We start from the raw sequence: 20843 nt of genomic DNA, 5'->3' as shown, positions 1-20843 counted from the left end.
GGCTTATGTTGCAACTTAAGATAGTATCTCCTGAAAAAATTGAGTTCGATGGCGCTGTTGAGAGCGTTTTCGTGCCTGGCACAATGGGACAATTCGAGATTCTCAATGATCATGCTCCAATTATTTCTACGCTTCAGAAAGGAACGGTGGAATATACCGTTGCGGACGGAAGAGTTCAGTTGGAGATACAAGGAGGTTTCGTTGAGGTACAGAAGAATGTGGTAAGTATTTGTGTTGAAATGGCTTAGGCTTATTCACATAAATGGAAATGAAGTTTAATAAATATGATAGATAATATTGATAAGTTGAGTAAAAACTACATGAAGCAGGGACTATGTCTGACTGTTGCTCTGGCTTTGCTGACTCTTTTGGTGATGCGTGTGTGGTTTCTTGACTTGTTAGCTGCAGTTATAGTCAGTGCCGCTTTTACTCTCGTTGTATGTTGGGCCATAGGCCTGATATGGCGTCGTGTGGCTAAGCATTCACCAGATAGTTTGCCTACTTTTTTTACGGCAGTTTCTGGTTTCCGCCTATTGCTGGCATTAGCTGTCATGTTTGTCTATTATCTGGTTGATAGCCAGAATTCTATGCTTCGTTTCTTCTTGGTGTTTATGGCGTTTTATTTTGCTTCGCTCATACACCATTCCATCTTCTTTGCCAGAGTGTCGAACCGCTCTTAATAAGAACGTAATAGTTTACTAATACAATAGATGAAACATTTAAAAACGATAATCCTCCTGATGATGGTAGCTTTGCTGCCGATGTCCGCTTTGGCAGAAGAAGGTGGTGATGGCGAGAAGATCAATATCCCAGAGATCGTTCTTGAGCATCTGGCTGACTCTTATGAGTGGCACATCGCTACATACCAAGGTAAACATCTGAGCATTTCATTGCCTATCATCATCCGTAGTGAGAATACCGGAGAGTGGCACTTCTGTACGGCTCATAGTCTGCCTGATGGCTTCTTTTTCAGCGAGGAGCATCATGGGAAGATTTATGAAAAGGTTGGTGACGAAGAAGTACGTCCTATAGATCTGAGTATTACTAAAAGCGTAATGCAGATTTGGATTGTGGTGGCTGTACTCATCATCGTCTTCCTCAGTTGTGCTCGCTGGTATAAGAAACACGATGCGAAGGAAGCCGCACCCGGAGGTTTCGTCGGAGCCATGGAGATGATTGTAATGATGATCCACGACGATCTGATAAAATCGTCGATAGGTGAAAAGCATTACAAACCCTACGCACCTTATCTGCTCACGGTGTTCTTCTTTATTCTGACGTGTAACCTCATAGGCTTGATACCTGTATTCCCTGGTGGCGCTAACGTTACAGGAAATATTAATATCACCTTTTTCCTGGCATTATGTACGATGCTTGCCATCAACATCTTTGCCAACAAGGAGTACTGGAAGGAAATCTTCTGGCCTGAGGTGCCATTGTTCCTGAAGGCTTATCCTGCGCCGGTGATGCCGCTTATTGAGCTCTTCGGTGTATTTACGAAGCCTTTCGCTCTGATGATCCGTCTCTTTGCCAACATGATGGCAGGCCATGCCGTGATGCTTAGCTTCACGTGTGTGATATTCCTCGGTTGGTCTATGGGTGTTGGATTTGGTCTTGGTCTGAATGCTTTCAGTATCCTGATGCTTCTTTTCATGAACTTGTTGGAGTTGCTGGTTGCTTTTGTTCAGGCATATGTTTTCACGATGCTGAGCGCGGTGTTTATAGGGCTTGCTCATAAGGAACATCATGCTGAGTAATTGTTCAAAAAGAATAAATAATTAATTTAATAACTTAAAATTAAAAAATATGATTTCAGCTTTATTATTGGCCGCAGAAGGTCTGGCTCAGCTGGGCTGCGGTATCGGTGCAGGTATTGCAACAATTGGTGCAGGTTTGGGTATTGGTAAGATCGGTGGTAGCGCTATGGACGCTATTGCTCGTCAGCCCGAGGCTACTGGTAAGATTCAGACGAACATGATTCTGACATCTGCTTTCGTTGAGGGTTGTGCTCTCTTTGCTATTGCAGCTTGCGCATTCCTGATCTAATAAGTAACGATTCATTCACATTAAGTAAGACTAAAAATTACAGCGAATGGATTTCAGTAAACTGCCAGCAATCCTCACTCCTGATCTGGGACTTCTGTTCTGGATGCTTCTGGCGTTTGCCGTTGTCTTCTTTGTACTTGCGAAGTTCGGTTTCCCTGCTATTACCAATATGGTAGAGGAGCGGAAAAAGTACATTGACGAGAGCCTGCAGAAAGCTCATGAGGCTTCTGAACGACTTGAGAATATCAAGCAGGAAGGCGAGGCAATTCTCCAGGAAGCTCGTGACCGTCAGACTCAGATACTGAAGGAAGCCGCCGAGTCGCGCGACGCTATCATTGAGCAGGCTCAGCAAAAGGCCCGCACAGAAGGCGTCCGTTTGCTTGAGGAGGCTAAGACAGCCATCGAGCAGGAGAAGAAAGCCGCCATTGCCGACATTCGTCAGCAGGTTGCAGCCCTTAGTGTCGAGATTGCCGAGAAGGTGCTTCGTCAGAACCTCCGTGACGATAAGTCGCAGATGGATTTGATCGACCGTATGCTGGATGATATTTCTGCTAAATAAGGTTTACGCGTATGGATATTGGAGTCATTTCAACCCGATATGCGAGAGCGCTGCTTAAGAGTGCCATTGAAGCGAAGTTAGACGGCCAGGTGTATCATGAGATGCTGGTATTGGCCAAGAACTTCATTGAGGTGCCTCAGTTGCGTCATACCATCGACAACCCCATGCTCCCCAAGGACAAGAAGCAGACCCTGCTTGAGACTGCCTCGGGCGAGAATCCCTGTCAGCTCACCAAGTCGTTTATCGCATTGGTGCTGAAGGAGGATCGTGAGAGTGTGGTTCAGTTTATGGCCAACTCGTACGTCACGCTTTACCGTAAGCAGAAGAACATCATCCGGGGCAAGTTGACTACCGCTGCTTGCGTCTCTGCCGATACTGAGCAGAAGATGCGACAGATGGTAGAAAGCCAGACTCAAGGTACTGTAGAGTTTGAGACAGAGGTGAATCCCGATATCATCGGTGGTTTTATCCTCGAATATGACACCTATCGCATGGATGCGAGTGTCAGGTCAAAACTCAACAGTATTCTCAACACCTTGAAAAAGTAAAAAGGTAAAAAAGAACACGCTTTAGCGCTTTTACGAAGCGCAGCGACTAAATGAAAAAGGTAAAACAATGTCAGATAAAATTAAACCAAGCGAAGTCAGTCAGGTGCTGCTCGACCAACTGAGAGGCATTCAGAATGCTGAACAGTTCGACGAAGTAGGTACCGTGCTGACCGTCAGCGATGGTGTGGCTCGCATCTATGGATTGCGTAATGCTGAGGCCAATGAACTTTTGGAGTTCGAGAATGGCACGATGGCTATCGTGATGAACCTTGAGGAAGACAACGTAGGTTGTGTGCTTCTGGGTACTACCTCGGGCATTAAAGAGGGCATGGTGGTGAAGCGCACCAAGCGTATCGCCTCTATCCGTGTCAATGACAATATGTTAGGTCGAGTCATTAATCCGCTGGGACAAGCAATCGACGGTAAGGGTGATATCGACCTGAGCGAGGCTTTCGAGATGCCTCTCGACCGCAAGGCTCCTGGTGTGATTTACCGTCAGCCCGTGAAGGAGCCGCTGCAGACAGGCTTGAAGGCCATTGACTCGATGATTCCTATCGGTCGTGGTCAGCGTGAGCTTATCATCGGCGACCGTCAGACGGGTAAGACCGCCATCGCCGTTGATACCATTATCAATCAGAAGAGTTTCTATGAGGCAGGCAAACCTGTCTATTGTATCTATGTCGCCATTGGTCAGAAGGCTTCTACCGTCGCAGCCCTTGTTTCTACACTGAAGGAGCACGGTGCTATGCCTTACACCATCGTGGTAGCCGCTACCGCTGCCGATCCAGCTGCTATGCAGTACTATGCTCCATTTGCCGGAGCTGCTATCGGTGAGTACTTCCGCGATCGCGGTCTGCCCGCACTCGTAGTCTACGATGACCTGTCGAAGCAGGCTGTGGCCTATCGTGAGGTATCACTGATTCTGCGTCGTCCTTCAGGACGTGAGGCCTACCCTGGCGATGTGTTCTATCTCCACTCACGTCTCCTTGAGCGTGCTGCTAAGATGAATGAGCAGCAGGAAGTGGCTGAGCAGATGAACGATTTGCCCGAATGTATGAAGGGCCATGTAAAGGGTGGTGGTTCGCTTACCGCTCTGCCTATCATCGAGACTCAGGCTGGCGACGTATCGGCTTACATCCCAACCAACGTTATCTCTATCACTGATGGTCAGATCTTCCTCGAGAGCGATCTCTTCAACCAGGGCTTTCGTCCCGCCATCAACGTAGGTATCTCGGTATCTCGTGTAGGTGGTTCGGCTCAAATTAAGAGTATGAAAAAGGTGGCTGGTACACTGAAGATTGACCAGGCGCAGTATCGTGAGCTTGAGGCTTTCTCGAAGTTCTCAAGTGATATGGATGCTGTGACGGCTATGACACTTGACCGTGGTCGTAAGAACAATCAGTTGTTGATTCAGCCTCAATACAGCCCAATGCCTGTTGGCGAGCAGATCGCTATCCTCTATTGCGGTGTACACGGACTGATGCGTGAAGTGCCTATCGACAAGGTACGCGAGTGTCAGACTTCTTTCCTCGATAAGTTGCGTTCGGCTCATTCCGAGGTGATTGAAACACTGGCTAGCGGTAAGATCGACGACGAGACTACTCAGAAGATCGAGGCGGTGATGGCCGACATCGCAGGAACCTATAAAGCCTGATAGCCTATGCCTAGCCTGAAAGAAATTAAAGGCCGCATAGCCTCAGTCAACTCTACGCGGAAGATTACATCGGCTATGAAGATGGTAGCCTCCAGTAAACTCCATCATGCACAGGTGGCGATACAGAATATGCTGCCTTACGAGGAGATGTTGGAGCATATTCTCAAGTCGTTTCTTGCAGCCGAGGCTGAGTCGCAGACCATTTATGACCAGGAGCGTCCGGTAAAGCGTGCTGCTCTTGTAGTGTTCTCGTCGAACTCTTCGCTTTGTGGCGGATTCAACGGCAACATCATCAAACTGATGACCCATGCCGTTGAAGAGTATGCCGAGACCATCGGTCGTGAGAATGTGGAGATTTATCCCATTGGTCGCAAAGTCTATGAGAAGGCTCAGAAGATGGGTTTAAATGTGCAGGGTGAATATTCTGCATTGGCCGACAAACCCAACGTGCAGCAGTGTATTGAGATTGCAATGGAGTTAGGCAAGAAGTTCGCTGATGGTGAAATAGACAAGGTGGAACTCATCTATCACCACTTCAAGAGCGCAGGCTCACAGGTGCTTACTCGTAAGACTTTCCTGCCTATCGATATTGAGTCAGAGTTGCAGGCCGATCATGAGCGCGATTTGACGAGTGTCATCGCTACGAAGGAGTCGCAGGATTATCTGAAGAAGCGTGGTGAGCGTCAACAGGAACAGAAGAGGGAGCAGGTGAAACCGCTCAACGATAACTTTATCGTAGAGCCCGATATGGATTGTGTGCTCTCGCTTCTCATTCCCAAACTGGCTCACCTGATGCTCTATACCGCATTGCTTGATAGTAACGCCTCAGAGCATGCCGCCCGTATGGTTGCCATGCAGACTGCCACGGATAATGCCGACGAATTGTTGCGTCAGCTTAACCTGCAATACAACAAGAGTCGTCAGCAGGCCATCACCAATGAGTTGCTCGATATTGTTGGTGGTTCTGTCAATAACTAAGTTATCCCTCACTTCACACACTTCTTACACCTGAATAGTTCCAACTCGGGTGTAAAAAGTGTGTGACTTTTGTCTTTTGGACTTACTTTAAGGCTCTGCCCGAAGATATTCATGCTCGGAAAAATACAAATTAATTTGGTTTTTCACTTGCTTATTTGTACCTTTGTCCCCAAAAAGAGAATAATTGTGATGAAAATAGGAGATCAGGTAAGATTCCTTAGTGAAATCGGCGGTGGACGTGTGGCAGGATTTCAGGGAAAGAATATTGTACTTGTGGAAGACGAAGACGGTTTCCAGATGCCAATGCTGAAGACAGAGGTAGTGGTTGTTGGTGAGGAAGATTATGATACAAAGCACGTTGTAGAAGCCAAAGCACAGTCGGCTAAGGCTACAATGAAAGGTTCTGATGAAGAAGAGCCGGAAAACGAACCAGCCGATAAACCCATAACATTCAAAGCCAAACCGGAAGAGCGGGCAGGAGGCGATAAACTCAGTGCTTACCTCGCTTTTGTTCCTATGGATATGAAGGAGTTGTCGCAGACAAGGTTTGAGAGTTATCTCATCAATGACTCCAATTACTATCTGCGCTATGTCTACCTGATTGCTGAGGGGGCAGCTTGGTCGGTTAGAGCTGAGGGGGAGATAGAACCCAATACCAAAGAGTATATCGAAGAGTTCGGACGAGAAGACCTGAATACCCTTGAACATTGCTGTATTCAGCTTATAGCCTACAAGCGCGACAAACACTTCTTACTCAAGCCAACAGTCAATGCTCAGGTGCGTGTTGATACCGTTAAGTTCTATAAACTCCATGCGTTTCGTGAAAACATGTTCTTCGAACAGCCTGCGCTTATTTATACAATCATCGAGAATGACGTTCAAAAAGTGAAGTTATGAAATACGGATTTGTGAATGTGGCTGCTGCCGTTCCCACGGTTAAGGTGGCCGACGTTGATTACAACGTACAACAGGTGGAGAGCCTGATTGCCCAGGCTGAGGGTCGGGGTGTTGAGGTTATCGTTTTTCCCGAACTCTGCATCACAGGCTACACGTGTCAGGATCTCTTCAAGGAGCAGCTTTTGCTCGACCGTGCAGAGCAAGGTGTTATCATGCTGCTCGACTTTACCCGTAAACTCGACGTGATTTCCATTGTTGGTGCTCCTGTGGTTATCAACGGTCTGCTTTATAATTGTGCTGTTGTCATTCAAGGCGGCAATATCTTGGGAATTGTTCCAAAAACTTATCTGCCCAATTATGCCGAGTTTTACGAGAAACGTTGGTTTGCTTCGGCGCAAGATCTTAACCCAATCGATCTGTATTTTGCGGGAAATTCTGTTCGTGTGAGTGCCGAACCTCAAGTGTTTGTGACCAGTGACGGCATGAAGTTCGGTGTTGAGATATGTGAGGATGTGTGGGCTCCAATTCCCCCAAGCAATAACCTGGCCTTAGCTGGTGCCGATATCATTTTCAACCTTTCTGCTAGTGATGAACTTATTGGAAAGCATGCTTATCTTAAGTCGCTTCTGGCTCAGCAGAGTGCTCGCACCGTTAGCGGTTATGTCTATGCCAGCTGTGGCTTTGGAGAATCTACTCAGGATGTGGTATATGGTGGCAATGCCTTGATATATGAGAATGGTAAATTACTCGTAGAGGGTAGTCGTTTCTCTATTCAGCCCCAGATACAGATGTGTCAGATTGATATAGAGAAACTGCGTGTTGAGCGTCGTCAGAACACAACCTTCATCAATGCCCAGCGTGGTGCAGTGGCGCGTGAGATCCAGTGCCGCCTCATCACACCTCGCGACTTTGAATTGCTGCGTCAGATAGATTCACATCCATTTATTCCCAAAGAAGAGGATATGCAGAGTTCTTGCGAGGAAATATTGAATATCCAGGTGGCAGGTCTTGCCAAACGCCTTTATCATATTAATGGTACTAAGGCTGTTATTGGCATCAGTGGCGGTCTTGACTCCACTCTGGCTCTTCTGGTTACTGTTAAGGCTTTCGATAAGTTAGCTCTCGACCGTCGGGGAATTATCGGTATCACGATGCCGGGGTTTGGTACTACCGACCGTACTCATAACAATGCGATGAAGTTGATGGAGACTCTGGGAGTCACTATCCGTGAGATTAATATAGCCAAAGCTGTTACCCAACATTTTGAGGATATCGGTCAGAGTGCTAAGGTTCACGATGTGACTTATGAGAATTCTCAGGCCCGTGAACGTACGCAGATATTGATGGACGTAGCCAATAAGGAAAATGCGATTGTCGTTGGTACGGGCGATCTCTCAGAACTCGCTCTTGGCTGGGCCACCTATAATGGCGACCATATGTCGATGTACGGTGTCAATGCGGGTATTCCCAAGACGCTCATTCGTTTCCTTGTTAGTTATGTCGCTGGTGAGATGGCTACCGAGACGTTGCTCGATATTATTGACACACCGATCTCGCCTGAGCTGATTCCAGCAGATGAACAGGGGAATATCAAACAGAAGACCGAAGACCTTGTAGGACCTTACGAACTTCACGACTTCTTTATCTATTATTTCCTGCGCTACGGCTTTAGTCCAAAGAAGATTTTCCTTTTGGCTCAGCGAGCATTTGCCGACATTTACGACGAAGAAACTATCAAAAAGTGGCTTACGACATTCTGTCGCCGCTTTTTCAACCAGCAGTTCAAACGTTCTTGTCTGCCTGATGGTCCTAAGGTTGGTAGCGTGAGTCTGTCGCCCCGTGGCGATTGGCGTATGCCAAGCGATGCCTCGAGTTCCCTTTGGATGAAAGAATGTGAAGAGTTATAATAACAAAAATGAGTTAGCTGAATGCTAACTCATTTTTGTTTTCATTGAGTGTGATATGTATTGTAGCTCCCGGTTTTAGGTCGCCATTCACTATCAGGTCACTGATGCCGTCCTCAATGTAGTTCTGGATGGCTCGCTTCAATGGGCGGGCGCCAAACTGCACGTCATATCCCTTGGTGGCTACAAATTCCTTGGCATCGTCGGCCAGATCAATGTGGTAGCCTATCTGCTCAACGCGCTTGTAGAGGTTCTTCAGTTCAATGTCGATAATCTTTTTGATGGCCTCAAGATCCAGTTGGTCGAAAGTAATAATCTCATCCAAGCGGTTAAGGAATTCTGGCGAGAACTGTTTCGAAAGTGCTTTCTGAACGATACTGCGTGCATTGGCCTTGTCCTTCTCGTCCAGGGCTAGTCCTGTATTTGTCGAAGCACTGAAGCCAACACCACGACCGAAATCCTTCAACTGCCGTGTACCGGCGTTCGAGGTCATGATGATTACAGTATTGCGGAAATCAATGAATCGGCCATTACCATCGGTCATTCGACCTTCGTCGAGTACTTGCAGTAGCAGGTTGAACACGTTGCCATGAGCTTTCTCGATTTCGTCGAGCAACACAATAGAGTAGGGGTGACGGCGTACACGTTCTGTCAACTGTCCGCCCTCCTCGTAGCCCACATAGCCTGGAGGGGCTCCAATCAATCGTGAGGAATTGAAACTCTCAGTATATTCGCTCATGTCAATACGGATTAATGCGTCGGGGCTTCCAAACATGAATTCTGCCAATTTCTTGGCCAAATATGTCTTACCGACACCAGTAGGACCTAAGAACATGAATACTCCAATAGGGTGGTTTGGATCTTTCAACCCTACACGATTGCGTTGAATTGCTTTCACCATCTTGTCGATGGCAGCATCCTGCGCAATCACAGCCCCCTTCAGCTCCTGTGCCATACCCTTCAGGCGGATACCTTCTTGTTCCGCCATACGCTGGGCAGGTACGCCCGTCATCATAGAGATGACTTCTGCTACTTGGTCGGCGTCGACTACCTGACGTTCCTCGTTTTCGCCTTTACTCCAACGCTCGTTCAGCTCCTTCAGATTGGTCTCTAGTTGTGTCTGACGATCGCGGTAACCGGCTGCCAGTTCAAAATTCTGATTCTTTACAGCCTGTTGCTTTTTCTCTTTCACGTGAGTAATCTCTTTTTCTATCTCAGCTATTTCTGGGGGAATCTGTGTATTACTCAGATGTACGCGCGATCCTGTCTCGTCAAGTGCGTCGATAGCTTTGTCGGGCATGAAACGGTCTGTCACATAGCGGTCTGACAATTTGACACATGCCATCAAGGCCTCGTCGGTATATATCACGTGGTGATGCTGCTCGTAACGGTCTTTGATGTTATGCAAAATCTGTAGCGTCTCCTCGTTAGTGGTTGGTTCTACCTGTACTTTCTGGAAACGGCGTTCAAGCGCACCGTCTTTTTCTATCGAGTTGCGATACTCGTCGAGTGTCGTGGCGCCGATGCACTGGATGGTACCTCGGGCCAGAGCGGGTTTCATGATGTTAGCTGCATCCATCGATCCCGGTGTTGAGCCAGCACCGATGATAGTGTGGATCTCGTCGATAAACACAATGATGTCGGGATTAGCCTCCAGCTCCTTCATCAGGGCTTTCAGGCGCTCCTCGAATTGTCCGCGATACTTTGTGCCAGCCACGACGCCCGTCATGTCAAGTGTATAGATACGTTTACCGAAAAGCATCGGACTCGTATGGTGGTTGGCTATCAGCTGTGCCAATCCTTCTACGATGGCACTTTTACCTACGCCAGGCTCACCAATCAGTATCGGATTGTTCTTCTTTCTTCGTCCCAGAATCTCTATGATACGCTGTATCTCTTTCTCTCGACCTACACACGGATCTAGTTTGCCGTCGATGGCACCCTGTGTTAAATCAGTGCCGAAGGTGTCGAGTACAGGTGTCTTCGAGTTCTCTTTCTTTTGAGTGGTAGTGGTCGATTTACCTGTCAATCCCGACTTGCTCGAAGCATCGGTATCCTCGAATTCCTCCTCGTCTTCGTCGGGAAGTCCGATACCATTGGTTATTCCTTTATTCTGCGGAGCGAAAAGCATCGCCATCGCATCTTCGTAGTTTAAATTGTTCAATTCCAATACTTGTTTTGCCCCATTGCTCACTGCATCGTGCAGTATTGCTAACAACAGGTGCTGTTCGTCTACTCTGTTGGCTCTCTGGATACGCGCCTCCAGTACGGCGAGTTTCAGAATGTTACTTGCTTTCTCGTTCAGCACAAGATCGGTTGTATGTATAGGTCTATCTATCTCGTCCTCTCTTACGCGCTGTTCCAGTTCTGTCTTCACGTTTTGCATGTTTAGGTTCAGCCTGTTGAAGAGGTCTATCACCGGTCCGTCCTTGCTTCTGAGCATACCCAATAGCAGATGTTCCGGTCCAACACTCCGGCTGGCCAGTCGTGCAGCTTCCTCACGCGAGAAAGCCAATATTTCTGATACTTTTGGCGAAAATTGACTCGTCATATTCAAACTATTCTTTTATTTCACATTGCAAATATACGAAGAAATAGCAAAAACTGTGCCATTTAATCAAAAAAATATTCAGCTAAAATAGCTTAAAAGGTTTGGCAGGTTGGAAAAAAATGAGTACTTTTGCACAGTTAAAAACGCGCCAGCGGGCTTTAAAAGTGCCTTAAACGCGATTTCGCTTCTAAAGCAGCAAGTAAGAAAGTAAAATAAATAAAAAAGTTTTTTTGATGGATCAGACATTTGACAACGACAGAATCATTAAGATCAACATCGAGGAGGAAATGAAGTCTAGCTACATCGACTATTCTATGTCGGTTATTGTGGCTCGTGCTCTTCCTGATGTTCGCGATGGATTCAAACCTGTTCACCGCCGTATTCTCTACGGTATGATGAACATCAACAACGTTTCAACACAACCTTATAAGAAATGTGCGCGCGTAGTAGGTGAGGTGCTCGGTAAGTATCACCCCCATGGCGATAGTTCTGTTTATGGAGCTCTTGTTCGTATGGCTCAGGACTGGAACATGCGCTATACGCTGGTCGACGGTCAGGGTAACTTTGGCTCAGTCGATGGTGACTCGCCCGCAGCCATGCGTTACACGGAGTGCCGCCTCTCAAAGATGGGTGAGCACATTATGGACGACCTGGAGAAGGAAACTGTTGATATGGCACCTAACTTTGACGACTCGCTCGAGGAGCCAACCGTTATGCCTACCAAGATTCCTAACCTGCTGGTTAACGGTGGTAACGGTATCGCCGTAGGTATGGCTACCAATATGCCTACCCACAACCTGAGTGAGGTTATCGATGGTTGTTGTGCTTATATCGACAATCCCGATATTGATACCGAGGGCTTGATGCAGTATATCCCAGGCCCAGACTTCCCTACAGGTGCTTATATCTATGGCCTGCAGGGTGTGAAGGATGCCTACGAGACTGGTCGTGGCCGTATCGTGATGCGTGCCAAGGCTGAGATTGAGAGCGGTGAGACTCACGATAAAATTGTTGTGACCGAGATTCCTTACGGTGTAAACAAGGCCGACCTGGTAGCCTACATCGCCGATCTGGCCAACCAGCATAAGATCGAGGGCGTAGCTAATGTGAATGATGAGTCAGGCCGACAGGGTATGCGTATCGTTGTAGATTGTAAGCGCGATGCTAATGCCAACGTACTGCTCAACAAGCTGTTTAAGATGACTGCCCTTCAGAGCTCATTCTCAGTTAATAACATCGCCTTGGTAAAAGGTCGCCCACGTTTGCTTACACTCAAGGAGTGTGTGAAGTACTTCGTTGAGCACCGTCACGACGTAACCATCCGTCGTACCAAATATGATTTGCGCAAGGCTCAGGAACGTGCACACATCCTCGAGGGCTTGATCATCGCCGTTAACAATATCGACGAGGTCGTTCGTATCATCCGTAACAGTGAGACACCTTCTGACGCACAGCGCAATCTTGAAAAGCGTTTCGAACTCGATGAGATCCAGTCGAAGGCTATTGTAGACATGCGCCTCAGTCAGCTGACAGGTCTGCGTGTTGATCAGCTCCATCAGGAGTTTGAAGACTTGCAGAAGCTCATTGCAGACTTGCAGGAGATTCTTGATAATCCTGAGCGTTGCAAGCAGGTGATGAAAGACGACCTGCAGGAGGTGAAGGAGAAGTATGGCGACGAGCGCCGCACCGAGATTATCCCCTTCGACCATGAGTTCAATGCCGAAGACTTCTATCCCGATGATCCTGTTGTCATCACTATCTCTCACATGGGTTACATCAAGCGCACACCACTTAGCGACTTCCATGAGCAGAGCCGTGGCGGTATGGGTTCTAAGGCAGCCCGTCATCGCGACAACGACTTCACCGAGTATATCTATCCTGCCACAATGCACAACACACTGCTGTTCTTCACCCAGAAGGGCCGCTGCTACTGGCAGAAGTGTTACGAGATTCCTGAGGGCGACAAGAACTCTAAGGGTCGTGCCATCCAGAACATGCTCAACATCGAGCCCGACGACGCTATAAATGCAGTTCTGCGCATCAAGAACTTCAACGACGAGGAGTTCCTCAAGTCACACTTTGTGGTATTCGCTACCAAGCAGGGTATCATCAAGAAAACTTGCCTCGAGGCTTACTCACGTCCACGTGCCAACGGTGTGATTGCCATCAACATCAACGAGGGCGACCAGGTAGTAGGCGTACGCCTTACCAACGGTCACAACGAGCTGCTGCTGGCTAACCGCAACGGTCGTGCCGTTCGTTTCGACGAGAACGATGTCCGCACCATGGGACGTGTGTCTACTGGTGTGATTGGTATGCGTCTCGATGGTGGCGACGACGAGGTTGTAGGCATGGTTTGCGTCAACGATCCTAACGAGGAGACCATCATGGTTGTCAGTGAGAATGGCTATGGTAAGCGCTCTGAGGTTGAGGACTATCGTAAGACCGCCCGTGGTGCCAAGGGTGTGAAGACCCTTGCAATCACCGAGAAAACAGGCCGTCTGGTTGCTATCAAGGTAGTCACCGACGAGAACGATCTCATGATCATCAATAAGTCGGGAGTACTTATTCGCTTGAAGGTGGCTGACGTTCGCGTTATGGGTCGTGCTACTCAAGGTGTTCGTCTCATCAATCTCGCCAAGAAGAACGATGTTATTGCCTCAGTATGTAAGGTGATGCACTCTCAGGCTGAGGACGAGGATATAGAAGAGGCAGAGGTTGTGAACGAGGAGGCTGATTAAACCTTCTTGGCAGAATCACGTCAAAACAATAAATCAATTATATAACATTCAACCAAATTTAAAGGCTTATGAAAAAAATGATGATGATGGCAATGATGCTGGTAGCCAGTGCTACCGCTTTTGCCGGTGACAGCGACGCTTTGAAGGCTATCCTCAAGGCAAAGACCTATGCTGAGGCTGATGCGCTTGTAAAGAGCAGCCTTGCTTCTCTTGCTAACGATGCCGAAAAGGCCAAGGCTTATAACAAGCTCGTTGATCTGGCCATGGACCAGTTCCTGGCTCAGAGCACTATCCAGACTGAAAATCAGCTCGCCAAGCAGATGGGTAGAGAAGAAAAGCCCGTCGATGAGAAGCTTATGGCAGAGATGGCATACAATGCACTGCTGGCAGCTCAGGAGTGCGATAGCTACGACCAGAAGCCCAATGAGAAGGGTAAGGTGAAGCCACTTTTTGCTGAGAAGAATGCTCAGCGCCTCTGGGTGGCTCCTCGTAACTCCCTCGTTAACGCAGGTCAGGAAGCTCTTACTAACAAAGATAATGCCACAGCGCGCAAGTTCTGGCAGATGTTCGCTGAGAGCGACACATTCCCTCTGTTTAAGAACTGCGACCGTGAACAGCAGAAGCCTTACTTCGGTCAGGTTGCCCGCTTTGCTGCAGTCTTTGCTTATCAGGACAAGGATATGGAGAAGGCTCTCCAGCTCTCTGACATCGCAATGAAGGATCCTCAGGAGTATGAAAATGCCCTCAACTTGAAGCTTGAAATTCTGGGCTCAGAACTCAAGACCAAGGAAGACTCTGTAAAATATTGCAATCAGTTGAAGGATATCTATGCAGAGCATAAGGTTGACGGTGTGATGGAGAAGCTTTACAATGTTATGCAGGGTTTGGGCGACGAGACTGCTGCCGTTAAGATCCTTGACGATGCACTCGCAGAGAATCCTAACAACTTCGTAGCTCTGGCCGACAAGGGCCTCGCTCTGTTGCAGGCTCAGAAGGCTGCTGAGGCTATCGAGTACCTGAAGAAGGCCTACGAGGTAAAGCCCGACAACGCAGTTATCGCCACCTATGCCGGTACCGCTTATAGCTTGGAGGCTCAGAATACCGAGGATCCAGCCAAGCAGAAGGCTCTCTATAAAGAGGCAGTCACCTTCTTTGACAAGGCAAAGGAACTCGATCCTGACCGTCTGCAGAGCAACTGGGGATATAACCGTTGGAGTGCCTATTACAACTACTACGGTCCTGACGCCCCTGAGACACAGCAGGCCGAGGCAGACAGCAAGTAACAGAATCTGTTAAAAAGAGAAAAATAGTTTGCAGGTGCAAAGGGAAATAATTACCTTTGCACCTGCTTATATGTCTTAAATATAACTAAATGATTAGAATCAGGAGAGCATTCACCATCATGCTGATACTGTTTGCACTGCTGCCAGTTGCAGCACAGCGTAAACAGATAGGCGAGGCAAAGACCATCTTGCTGCGTGGCAAGGACTATGCTAAGGCAGAGAAGATGATGACCGACCTGCTGAAGGATTCATCAAATCTGTACAATAAGCGCATATACGACATCTGGCTACAAGCTGTCGAGAAACAGTATGCCCAGCTGAACGAACAGATGTATCTGAAACAGAAGGTGGACACGGTGAAGCTGTTCGACTTGACAAAACGCCTGTTTACCGTTGGAGAGCGTCTCGACTCGATAGACATGATGCCAGACAAGAAAGGTAAGGTAAGCCTGGAATACCGGAAAGACAATGCTCAGCGACTGACGAATTATAGGCCGAACCTGTTCTTCGGTGGTGCTTATTACGTGAGAAAGCAGAACTTTGCTAAGGCTTTCGACCTGTTTGAGACATATATTGACTGCGACCGACAGCCGTTGTTTGACGGATACGACTTAGCAGACAAAGATCCCCGTATGGGTGAGGCGGCCTATTGGGCTACCTATTGCGGTTTTCGTTGTGCAGACCCCGTGCTGACATTACGTTATGCCGATTTAGCGCGTCGCGACACAGCCAAGCTTGAGAATACGCTGCAGTATATGGCTGAGGCGTGGCGCAAGCTGGGCGACGACTCGCTCTACAGGACGGTGCTTTGGGAAGGCTTCTGCCTGAACGTGAAGTCTGCCTACTTCTTCCCAAGACTGATGGACAGCTACACCATGAAGGGAAATTATAAAGATGCCAACAGGGTAGTGGATCAGGCGCTGAAAGTCGACAGTCTGAATGAGCTGTTCCTCTTTGCTAAGTCGACGGTGATGCTGAATCTGCAGCGCTATGCCGACTGTCTGCGCTATTCAGAACGACTGATAGACGTAAATCCGCAGAGTGCCGATGCTTATTACAATGCCGGTATCGCCTGTGTGAACATAGCTCAGAGCATTGACCAGCGTAAGAACAAGAAACAGGCGAAGAAGATGTATCAGCGGGCGCTGCCCTATATGGAGGCCTACAGAAGGCTTGAACCAAACGGGAAAGACAAATGGGGCCCCGCCCTCTATCGTATCTACTTCAACCTGAATATGGGTAAGCAGTTCGACGAGATAGATAAAATCTTAAAGAAATGAAAAAGTTATGGCATTGTAGTGGGAGATTCCAGAATAATGCCTAACTTTGTGATATAGAATATAATTCAAACAATCTAAACGTAGTGAAGATTATGGCAGATAATGCACAACTCATTGCCCAGTGTGAGGCAAAAGCAAAGGAATGGCTTGCTCCGGCCTTCGACGAGGAGACAAGAAAAGAAGTACAGGCTATGCTCGACAATGCTGACAAGACGGCGCTGATCGATGCCTTCTATCAGAATCTGGAATTCGGTACTGGTGGTCTGCGCGGTATCATGGGCGCAGGAACCAACCGCATGAATAAGTATATCGTGGGTATGGCCACTCAGGGCTTTGCCAACTATATTCTGAAAGCTTTCCCTGGCAAGCAGAGTTCGGTAGTCGTAGGTCACGACTGTCGTAATAACGGACGTATGTTTGCTGAGACAGTAGCCGACATCTTCTCGGCCAACGGCATCAAGGTGTATCTCTTTGAGAGCCTTCGTCCTACGCCTGAGATCTCGTTTGCCATCCGTCAGCTGGGCTGTCAGGCTGGTGTGAACGTGACGGCAAGCCACAACCCTCGTGAGTATAACGGCTACAAGGCATACTGGGACGACGGCGCTCAGGTACTTGCTCCACACGACAAGGGTATCATCGACGAAGTAAATAAGGTAAAGATTGAGGACGTTAAGTTCGAGGGTAACAAGGAGCTCATCGACATCATCGGTGGTGAGATGGACTGGGACTACCTGCAGGCAGTGAAAGAGGCTATGGTCGACCAGGACGTTATTCTTCGCCAGAAGGATCTCAATATCGTTTACTCACCGATGCACGGCACGGGTCGTGTCATCATTCCTATGGCCTTGCGCTCTTGGGGCTTCCAGAACATCCACGTTGTACCCGAGCAGATGGTCATCGATGGAAACTTCCCAACGGTTGTTTCGCCTAACCCTGAGAATGCCGAGGCTATGACGCTGGGCATGAAACTTGGTACACGTCTGAATGCCGACCTCGTAATCGCTTCCGACCCCGATGCCGACCGTCTGGCCATCGTATGCCGCAATGCCAAAGGCGAGTGGGAGATACTGAACGGAAACCAGACTTGTATGATGTTCTGCTGGTATATCATTGCCAACAAGAAGAAGCTAGGTCAGTTGAAAGGCAACGAGTTCCTCGTAAAGACCATCGTTACCACAGAGGTGATTGCTGAGATCGCCAAGAAGAACGGCGTAGAGCTTCGTGATTGCTATACGGGCTTCAAATGGATTGCCAACGAGATTCGCGTCTCTGAGGGCAAGCAGAAATATATCGGCGGTGGCGAGGAGAGCTTTGGCTTCTTGCCGTTCGATAAGGTTCGCGATAAGGACTCCCCAGCATCTATCTGTCTGATTTGTGAGATTGCCGCCTGGGCAAAGGACAATGGCATGACCCTTTACGATCTGCTGATGAACATCTATGCCGAGTATGGCTTCTCAAAGGAGGTGACCATCAACGTGGTTCGTCCTGGTAAGACAGGTGCCGACGAGATTAAGCAGATGATGACTAACTTCCGTGAGAACCCTCCCAAGGAGTTGGGCGGCTCGAAGGTATGTCTGTGGAAAGACTATCAGACGCTGGAGGCCAAGAAGGCCGACGGCACGGTAGAGAAGCTAAACATGCCAGACACCTCGAACGTTCTGCAGTGGTTCTGCGAAGACGGCACCAAGGTTAGTGTCCGTCCTTCAGGCACAGAGCCCAAGATTAAGTTCTATACCGAGGTGAAGGATCCAAGCTTCAAGTGTGCCGGCTGTTATGAGCGCTGCACCAAGGCAGCCGAGGAGAAGATAGAGGCCCTGAAGAAGAGCCTGAATCTCTAAACTCCCTGTGCTTCTATGATAAAAGTAAGAGCCCTGCTAATAGGCGGGGCTCTTTTTGTGTCTCAAATTGGTACTTGAATATGCAAATGAAGGAGACGCTATCTCTCGACAGGGTCTCCTTACTACCTATATAATAATACACGTAATACACTTATACACCCCGCAGCCTTTTACGGCAGTGCGGTTAGTCTTCTCGAAAGATTTCTTCACTAGCGCCAAGACACCCTTACATCGAGGGCGGTCGGCATTTTAACCGTTAAATGGCTGGTCTTCAGACTTTGCTCCACTCCCAAGCGCCTTCTCGAGCAAATGCTCAATGGCTGTTTGTTGCCTGAGAGCCATAATGGAGTTCACTGCTGCGGGACAGTTGGAGATTCACACTCACATTCCCAATTAATCGCGGCTAAGCGAACCATCACGGGCAACACTACAAGTAGTATTGCGGTTGCAAAGATACGAATAAGTGGCATAAAATATGGTAAAGACCCCGTTGATTAACTTTCTTTTACGTTTTTTCTTTTTGATTCACATATTTAATGATTGCATTCTGATGTATGAGGTCACTAATCTCCGATGCTTCGAATGAGTAGAAGTATCCTTGGAATTGTCAAGAAAACATGCATAAAAAAGCGCTTCTTGGCTGGCTCAATCTAGGGCGGCGGGAGGCGCTTTTGGGGTTTCATTACGACTAACTTGGGGTTTGTCGTAATGAAACTTGGGGTTTGTCGGTAGCAAACTTAGGGTTTACTCGGCGTAAAGTCTACCTCTTTTTGAGTAAAACAAGTTGTTTTATGCGCGCTAAAGTAGTCTCCACGGGGGATGGAGATAGTCTCTTCGGGTACAAAACAAGTTGTTTTGTACCGAAAGATGACGTCTGAACGAGGAGCGGAAATGAGACTTTTCTGTAACGCTCACGTTCTCAGCGACTTACGGAAACGGCTCAAAACTCGCGTATTTGCGGCTGAAGGGCGGCTTGCTCGTAAAGATGCGATTCTTACAAGTCGCTTTGTTGCAATATTTCCGTATAAGATAAAGAGGCCTTCCCTTTGCGATTGCAGGGAAGACCTCTCTTGAAAGCTATAGTCGCTATGATAGTTGGTTTAATAGATTATCATGCAAAGTGTGTAGGCCACGATGGTCGAGACTGTCACAGAGATAAGGCCCGGCATCATGAACGAGTGGTTGAGCAGGTATTTGCCAATCACCGTGGTGCCAGAACGGTCGAAGTTGACGGTGGCGATATCACTGGGGTAGTTGGGGATGAAGAAGTAACCGTAGACTGAAGGGAGAACACCCAGCAGCACAGGACCCTCTATGCCCAGCGAGTAGGCCAGAGGCAGCATGGCTACAACCACGGCGCCCTGAGAGTTGATGAGTACCGAGACGAGGAAGAACACTAGGGCGATAGACCACGGATAGGACTTCACGATGTCGGCCAGCATCAGCTTCATCTCAGGCAGGTAGTTTGAGAAATAGGTGTCGGCCAGCCAGGCGATGCCGTAGATGGCTACGACGGCTACCATACCCGACTGCCATACTGGTCCTGAAACGGCCTTCTTCGGCGCGGCCTTGCAGAAGATAATCATCAGGGCGGCTGCCGAGATCATGACAATCTGGATGACGATGTTCATAGCCAGCGGCTTGTCGAACCATTCCGTCATGCCGTTGACGTGGACTTTCGCCTTCACCAGCATGTCGGCCGTCAGCGTGGCGCTCGTGTCGAGTGTGAGGGGTTCGGAGCCCTTTACGGCCCGAAGTGTGTCGTATGAAGGCAGGGCGTTCTGGAAGATAGCGAAGAACACGATGACAGCGAGAGCGCCCAGGAAGATGAATACGGCATTCTTGGCCGACTGCGGAATCTGCTTGTCGAGTGTCGTGGCGTTAGAGCCGTAGATGTACTTATACTGCTCGGGATCCTTGATCTTTGCCTGGAATCTGGGGTCTTCGTCGAGGTCGAGGCCGCGGTGGTAGGAAGCGGTAGCGGCTGCCATCAGTCCACAGATACAGGCAGGGATGGAAATCATCAGTACACGAGGTATGGTGATGTCGAAGCCGTTAGCGTTGGAGATGCTGACGAAAGCCACTACGGCAGCTGCGATGGGCGAACATGTGATACCCACCTGAGAGGCAACGGAAGCCACGGCGCACGGGCGCTCAGGGCGGATGCCCTTTTTCAGGGCAATGTCGCAGATAATAGGCATCAGAGTATATACCACGTGCCCCGTACCCACAAGTACCGTGAGGAAGAAAGTGGTGAGCGGAGCCAGGAATGTGATGCGGTCGGGATGCTTGCGCAAAAGGCGCTCAGCCATCTGGATGAGCCAGTCCATACCGCCCGAGGCCTGCATGATGCCAGCACAGGTGACGGCTGCGATGATGATATAGATTACGTCGGTAGGGGGAGTGCCTGGCTTGAGGCCGAATCCGAAAACAAGGATGGCCAAGCCGATACCAGAGATTGCTCCCAGGGCCAGACTGCCATAACGCGAGCCTACCCACAGCGCTCCGAGTACGATACAGAGCTGCAGAATCATAGTGAATGTAACCATAATAAAAAAGTTCTA

Annotated in this window: 16 protein-coding genes and 1 riboswitch; of the genes, 14 read left to right on the top strand and 2 right to left on the bottom strand. The window is 48.6% G+C overall.

The window, feature by feature from the left end:
- The first annotated feature begins 5 nt into the window (after positions 1-5).
- From atpC to T325_RS08825, 10 genes are all read left to right on the top strand, one after another.
- Positions 6-248 carry an ATP synthase F1 subunit epsilon gene (gene atpC / locus T325_RS08870; protein ID WP_036912589.1) on the top strand — a complete coding sequence of 81 codons (243 nt, stop codon included), beginning with the start codon at positions 6-8 and terminating at the stop codon, positions 246-248.
- 36 nt (positions 249-284) lie between these two features.
- Complete coding sequence (locus T325_RS08865) at positions 285-680, top strand: hypothetical protein (protein ID WP_036912586.1); 396 nt, start codon at positions 285-287, stop codon at positions 678-680.
- A gap of 30 nt (positions 681-710) precedes the next feature.
- Positions 711-1757, top strand: a complete 1047-nt coding sequence (gene atpB / locus T325_RS08860; protein ID WP_036912583.1) for a F0F1 ATP synthase subunit A — start codon at positions 711-713, stop codon at positions 1755-1757.
- 49 nt (positions 1758-1806) lie between these two features.
- Complete coding sequence (atpE, locus tag T325_RS08855; RefSeq protein WP_036912580.1) at positions 1807-2046, top strand: ATP synthase F0 subunit C; 240 nt, start codon at positions 1807-1809, stop codon at positions 2044-2046.
- A 46-nt stretch (positions 2047-2092) separates the two neighbouring features.
- Entirely contained in the window at positions 2093-2605 is a 513-nt protein-coding gene (gene atpF, locus T325_RS08850; RefSeq protein WP_036912577.1) for a F0F1 ATP synthase subunit B, read from the top strand.
- An 11-nt stretch (positions 2606-2616) separates the two neighbouring features.
- Positions 2617-3153: a F0F1 ATP synthase subunit delta gene (locus tag T325_RS08845; protein WP_036912574.1), complete on the top strand. Its 537-nt coding sequence runs from the start codon at positions 2617-2619 to the stop codon at positions 3151-3153.
- A 67-nt stretch (positions 3154-3220) separates the two neighbouring features.
- Positions 3221-4807: a F0F1 ATP synthase subunit alpha gene (gene atpA / locus T325_RS08840; protein ID WP_036912572.1), complete on the top strand. Its 1587-nt coding sequence runs from the start codon at positions 3221-3223 to the stop codon at positions 4805-4807.
- A gap of 6 nt (positions 4808-4813) precedes the next feature.
- The gene (locus tag T325_RS08835) at positions 4814-5785 is read left to right on the top strand and encodes a F0F1 ATP synthase subunit gamma (protein ID WP_036912570.1); all 972 of its coding nucleotides are present in this window, start codon (positions 4814-4816) and stop codon (positions 5783-5785) included.
- A 189-nt stretch (positions 5786-5974) separates the two neighbouring features.
- On the top strand, positions 5975-6682 hold the full coding sequence (locus tag T325_RS08830) for a DUF2027 domain-containing protein (protein ID WP_051949824.1): 708 nt from the start codon (positions 5975-5977) through the stop codon (positions 6680-6682).
- Positions 6679-8589: an NAD(+) synthase gene (locus tag T325_RS08825; RefSeq protein WP_036912567.1), complete on the top strand. Its 1911-nt coding sequence runs from the start codon at positions 6679-6681 to the stop codon at positions 8587-8589. The genes T325_RS08830 and T325_RS08825 overlap by 4 nt, the downstream gene beginning before the upstream one ends.
- A 13-nt stretch (positions 8590-8602) precedes the next feature.
- On the opposite strand, the gene T325_RS08820 is transcribed toward T325_RS08825, so the two are convergent.
- Entirely contained in the window at positions 8603-11137 is a 2535-nt protein-coding gene (locus T325_RS08820; RefSeq protein WP_036912564.1) for an ATP-dependent Clp protease ATP-binding subunit, read from the bottom strand.
- 233 nt (positions 11138-11370) lie between these two features.
- On the opposite strand from T325_RS08820, the gene gyrA reads away from it, so the two are divergent.
- The 4 genes from gyrA to T325_RS08800 all read left to right on the top strand — a co-directional run bounded on the left by gyrA (position 11371) and on the right by T325_RS08800 (position 18279).
- Positions 11371-13878 carry a DNA gyrase subunit A gene (gene gyrA, locus T325_RS08815; protein ID WP_036912562.1) on the top strand — a complete coding sequence of 836 codons (2508 nt, stop codon included), beginning with the start codon at positions 11371-11373 and terminating at the stop codon, positions 13876-13878.
- A gap of 68 nt (positions 13879-13946) precedes the next feature.
- A complete protein-coding gene (locus T325_RS08810) occupies positions 13947-15161 on the top strand; it encodes a tetratricopeptide repeat protein (RefSeq protein ID WP_036912559.1) in 1215 nt (404 codons plus the stop codon).
- An 89-nt stretch (positions 15162-15250) separates the two neighbouring features.
- Entirely contained in the window at positions 15251-16441 is a 1191-nt protein-coding gene (locus T325_RS08805) for a tetratricopeptide repeat protein (protein WP_036912556.1), read from the top strand.
- A gap of 92 nt (positions 16442-16533) precedes the next feature.
- Positions 16534-18279, top strand: coding sequence for a phospho-sugar mutase (locus tag T325_RS08800; RefSeq protein WP_036913647.1), 1746 nt, complete (start codon positions 16534-16536; stop codon positions 18277-18279).
- A 244-nt stretch (positions 18280-18523) separates the two neighbouring features.
- Positions 18524-18711, bottom strand: a riboswitch (cobalamin riboswitch).
- Positions 18712-19379: 668 nt separating this feature from the next.
- On the opposite strand, the gene T325_RS08795 is transcribed toward T325_RS08800, so the two are convergent.
- The gene (locus T325_RS08795) at positions 19380-20828 is read right to left on the bottom strand and encodes an anaerobic C4-dicarboxylate transporter (RefSeq protein WP_051949823.1); all 1449 of its coding nucleotides are present in this window, start codon (positions 20826-20828) and stop codon (positions 19380-19382) included.
- Positions 20829-20843: the final 15 nt, after the last annotated feature.

The sequence above is a fragment of the Prevotella sp. FD3004 genome, from assembly GCF_000746155.1.
Classification (GTDB): Bacteria; Bacteroidota; Bacteroidia; order Bacteroidales; family Bacteroidaceae; genus Prevotella.
Note: the sequence above shows the minus strand (reverse complement) of the source record. Positions and strands in the feature narration are given on the sequence as shown.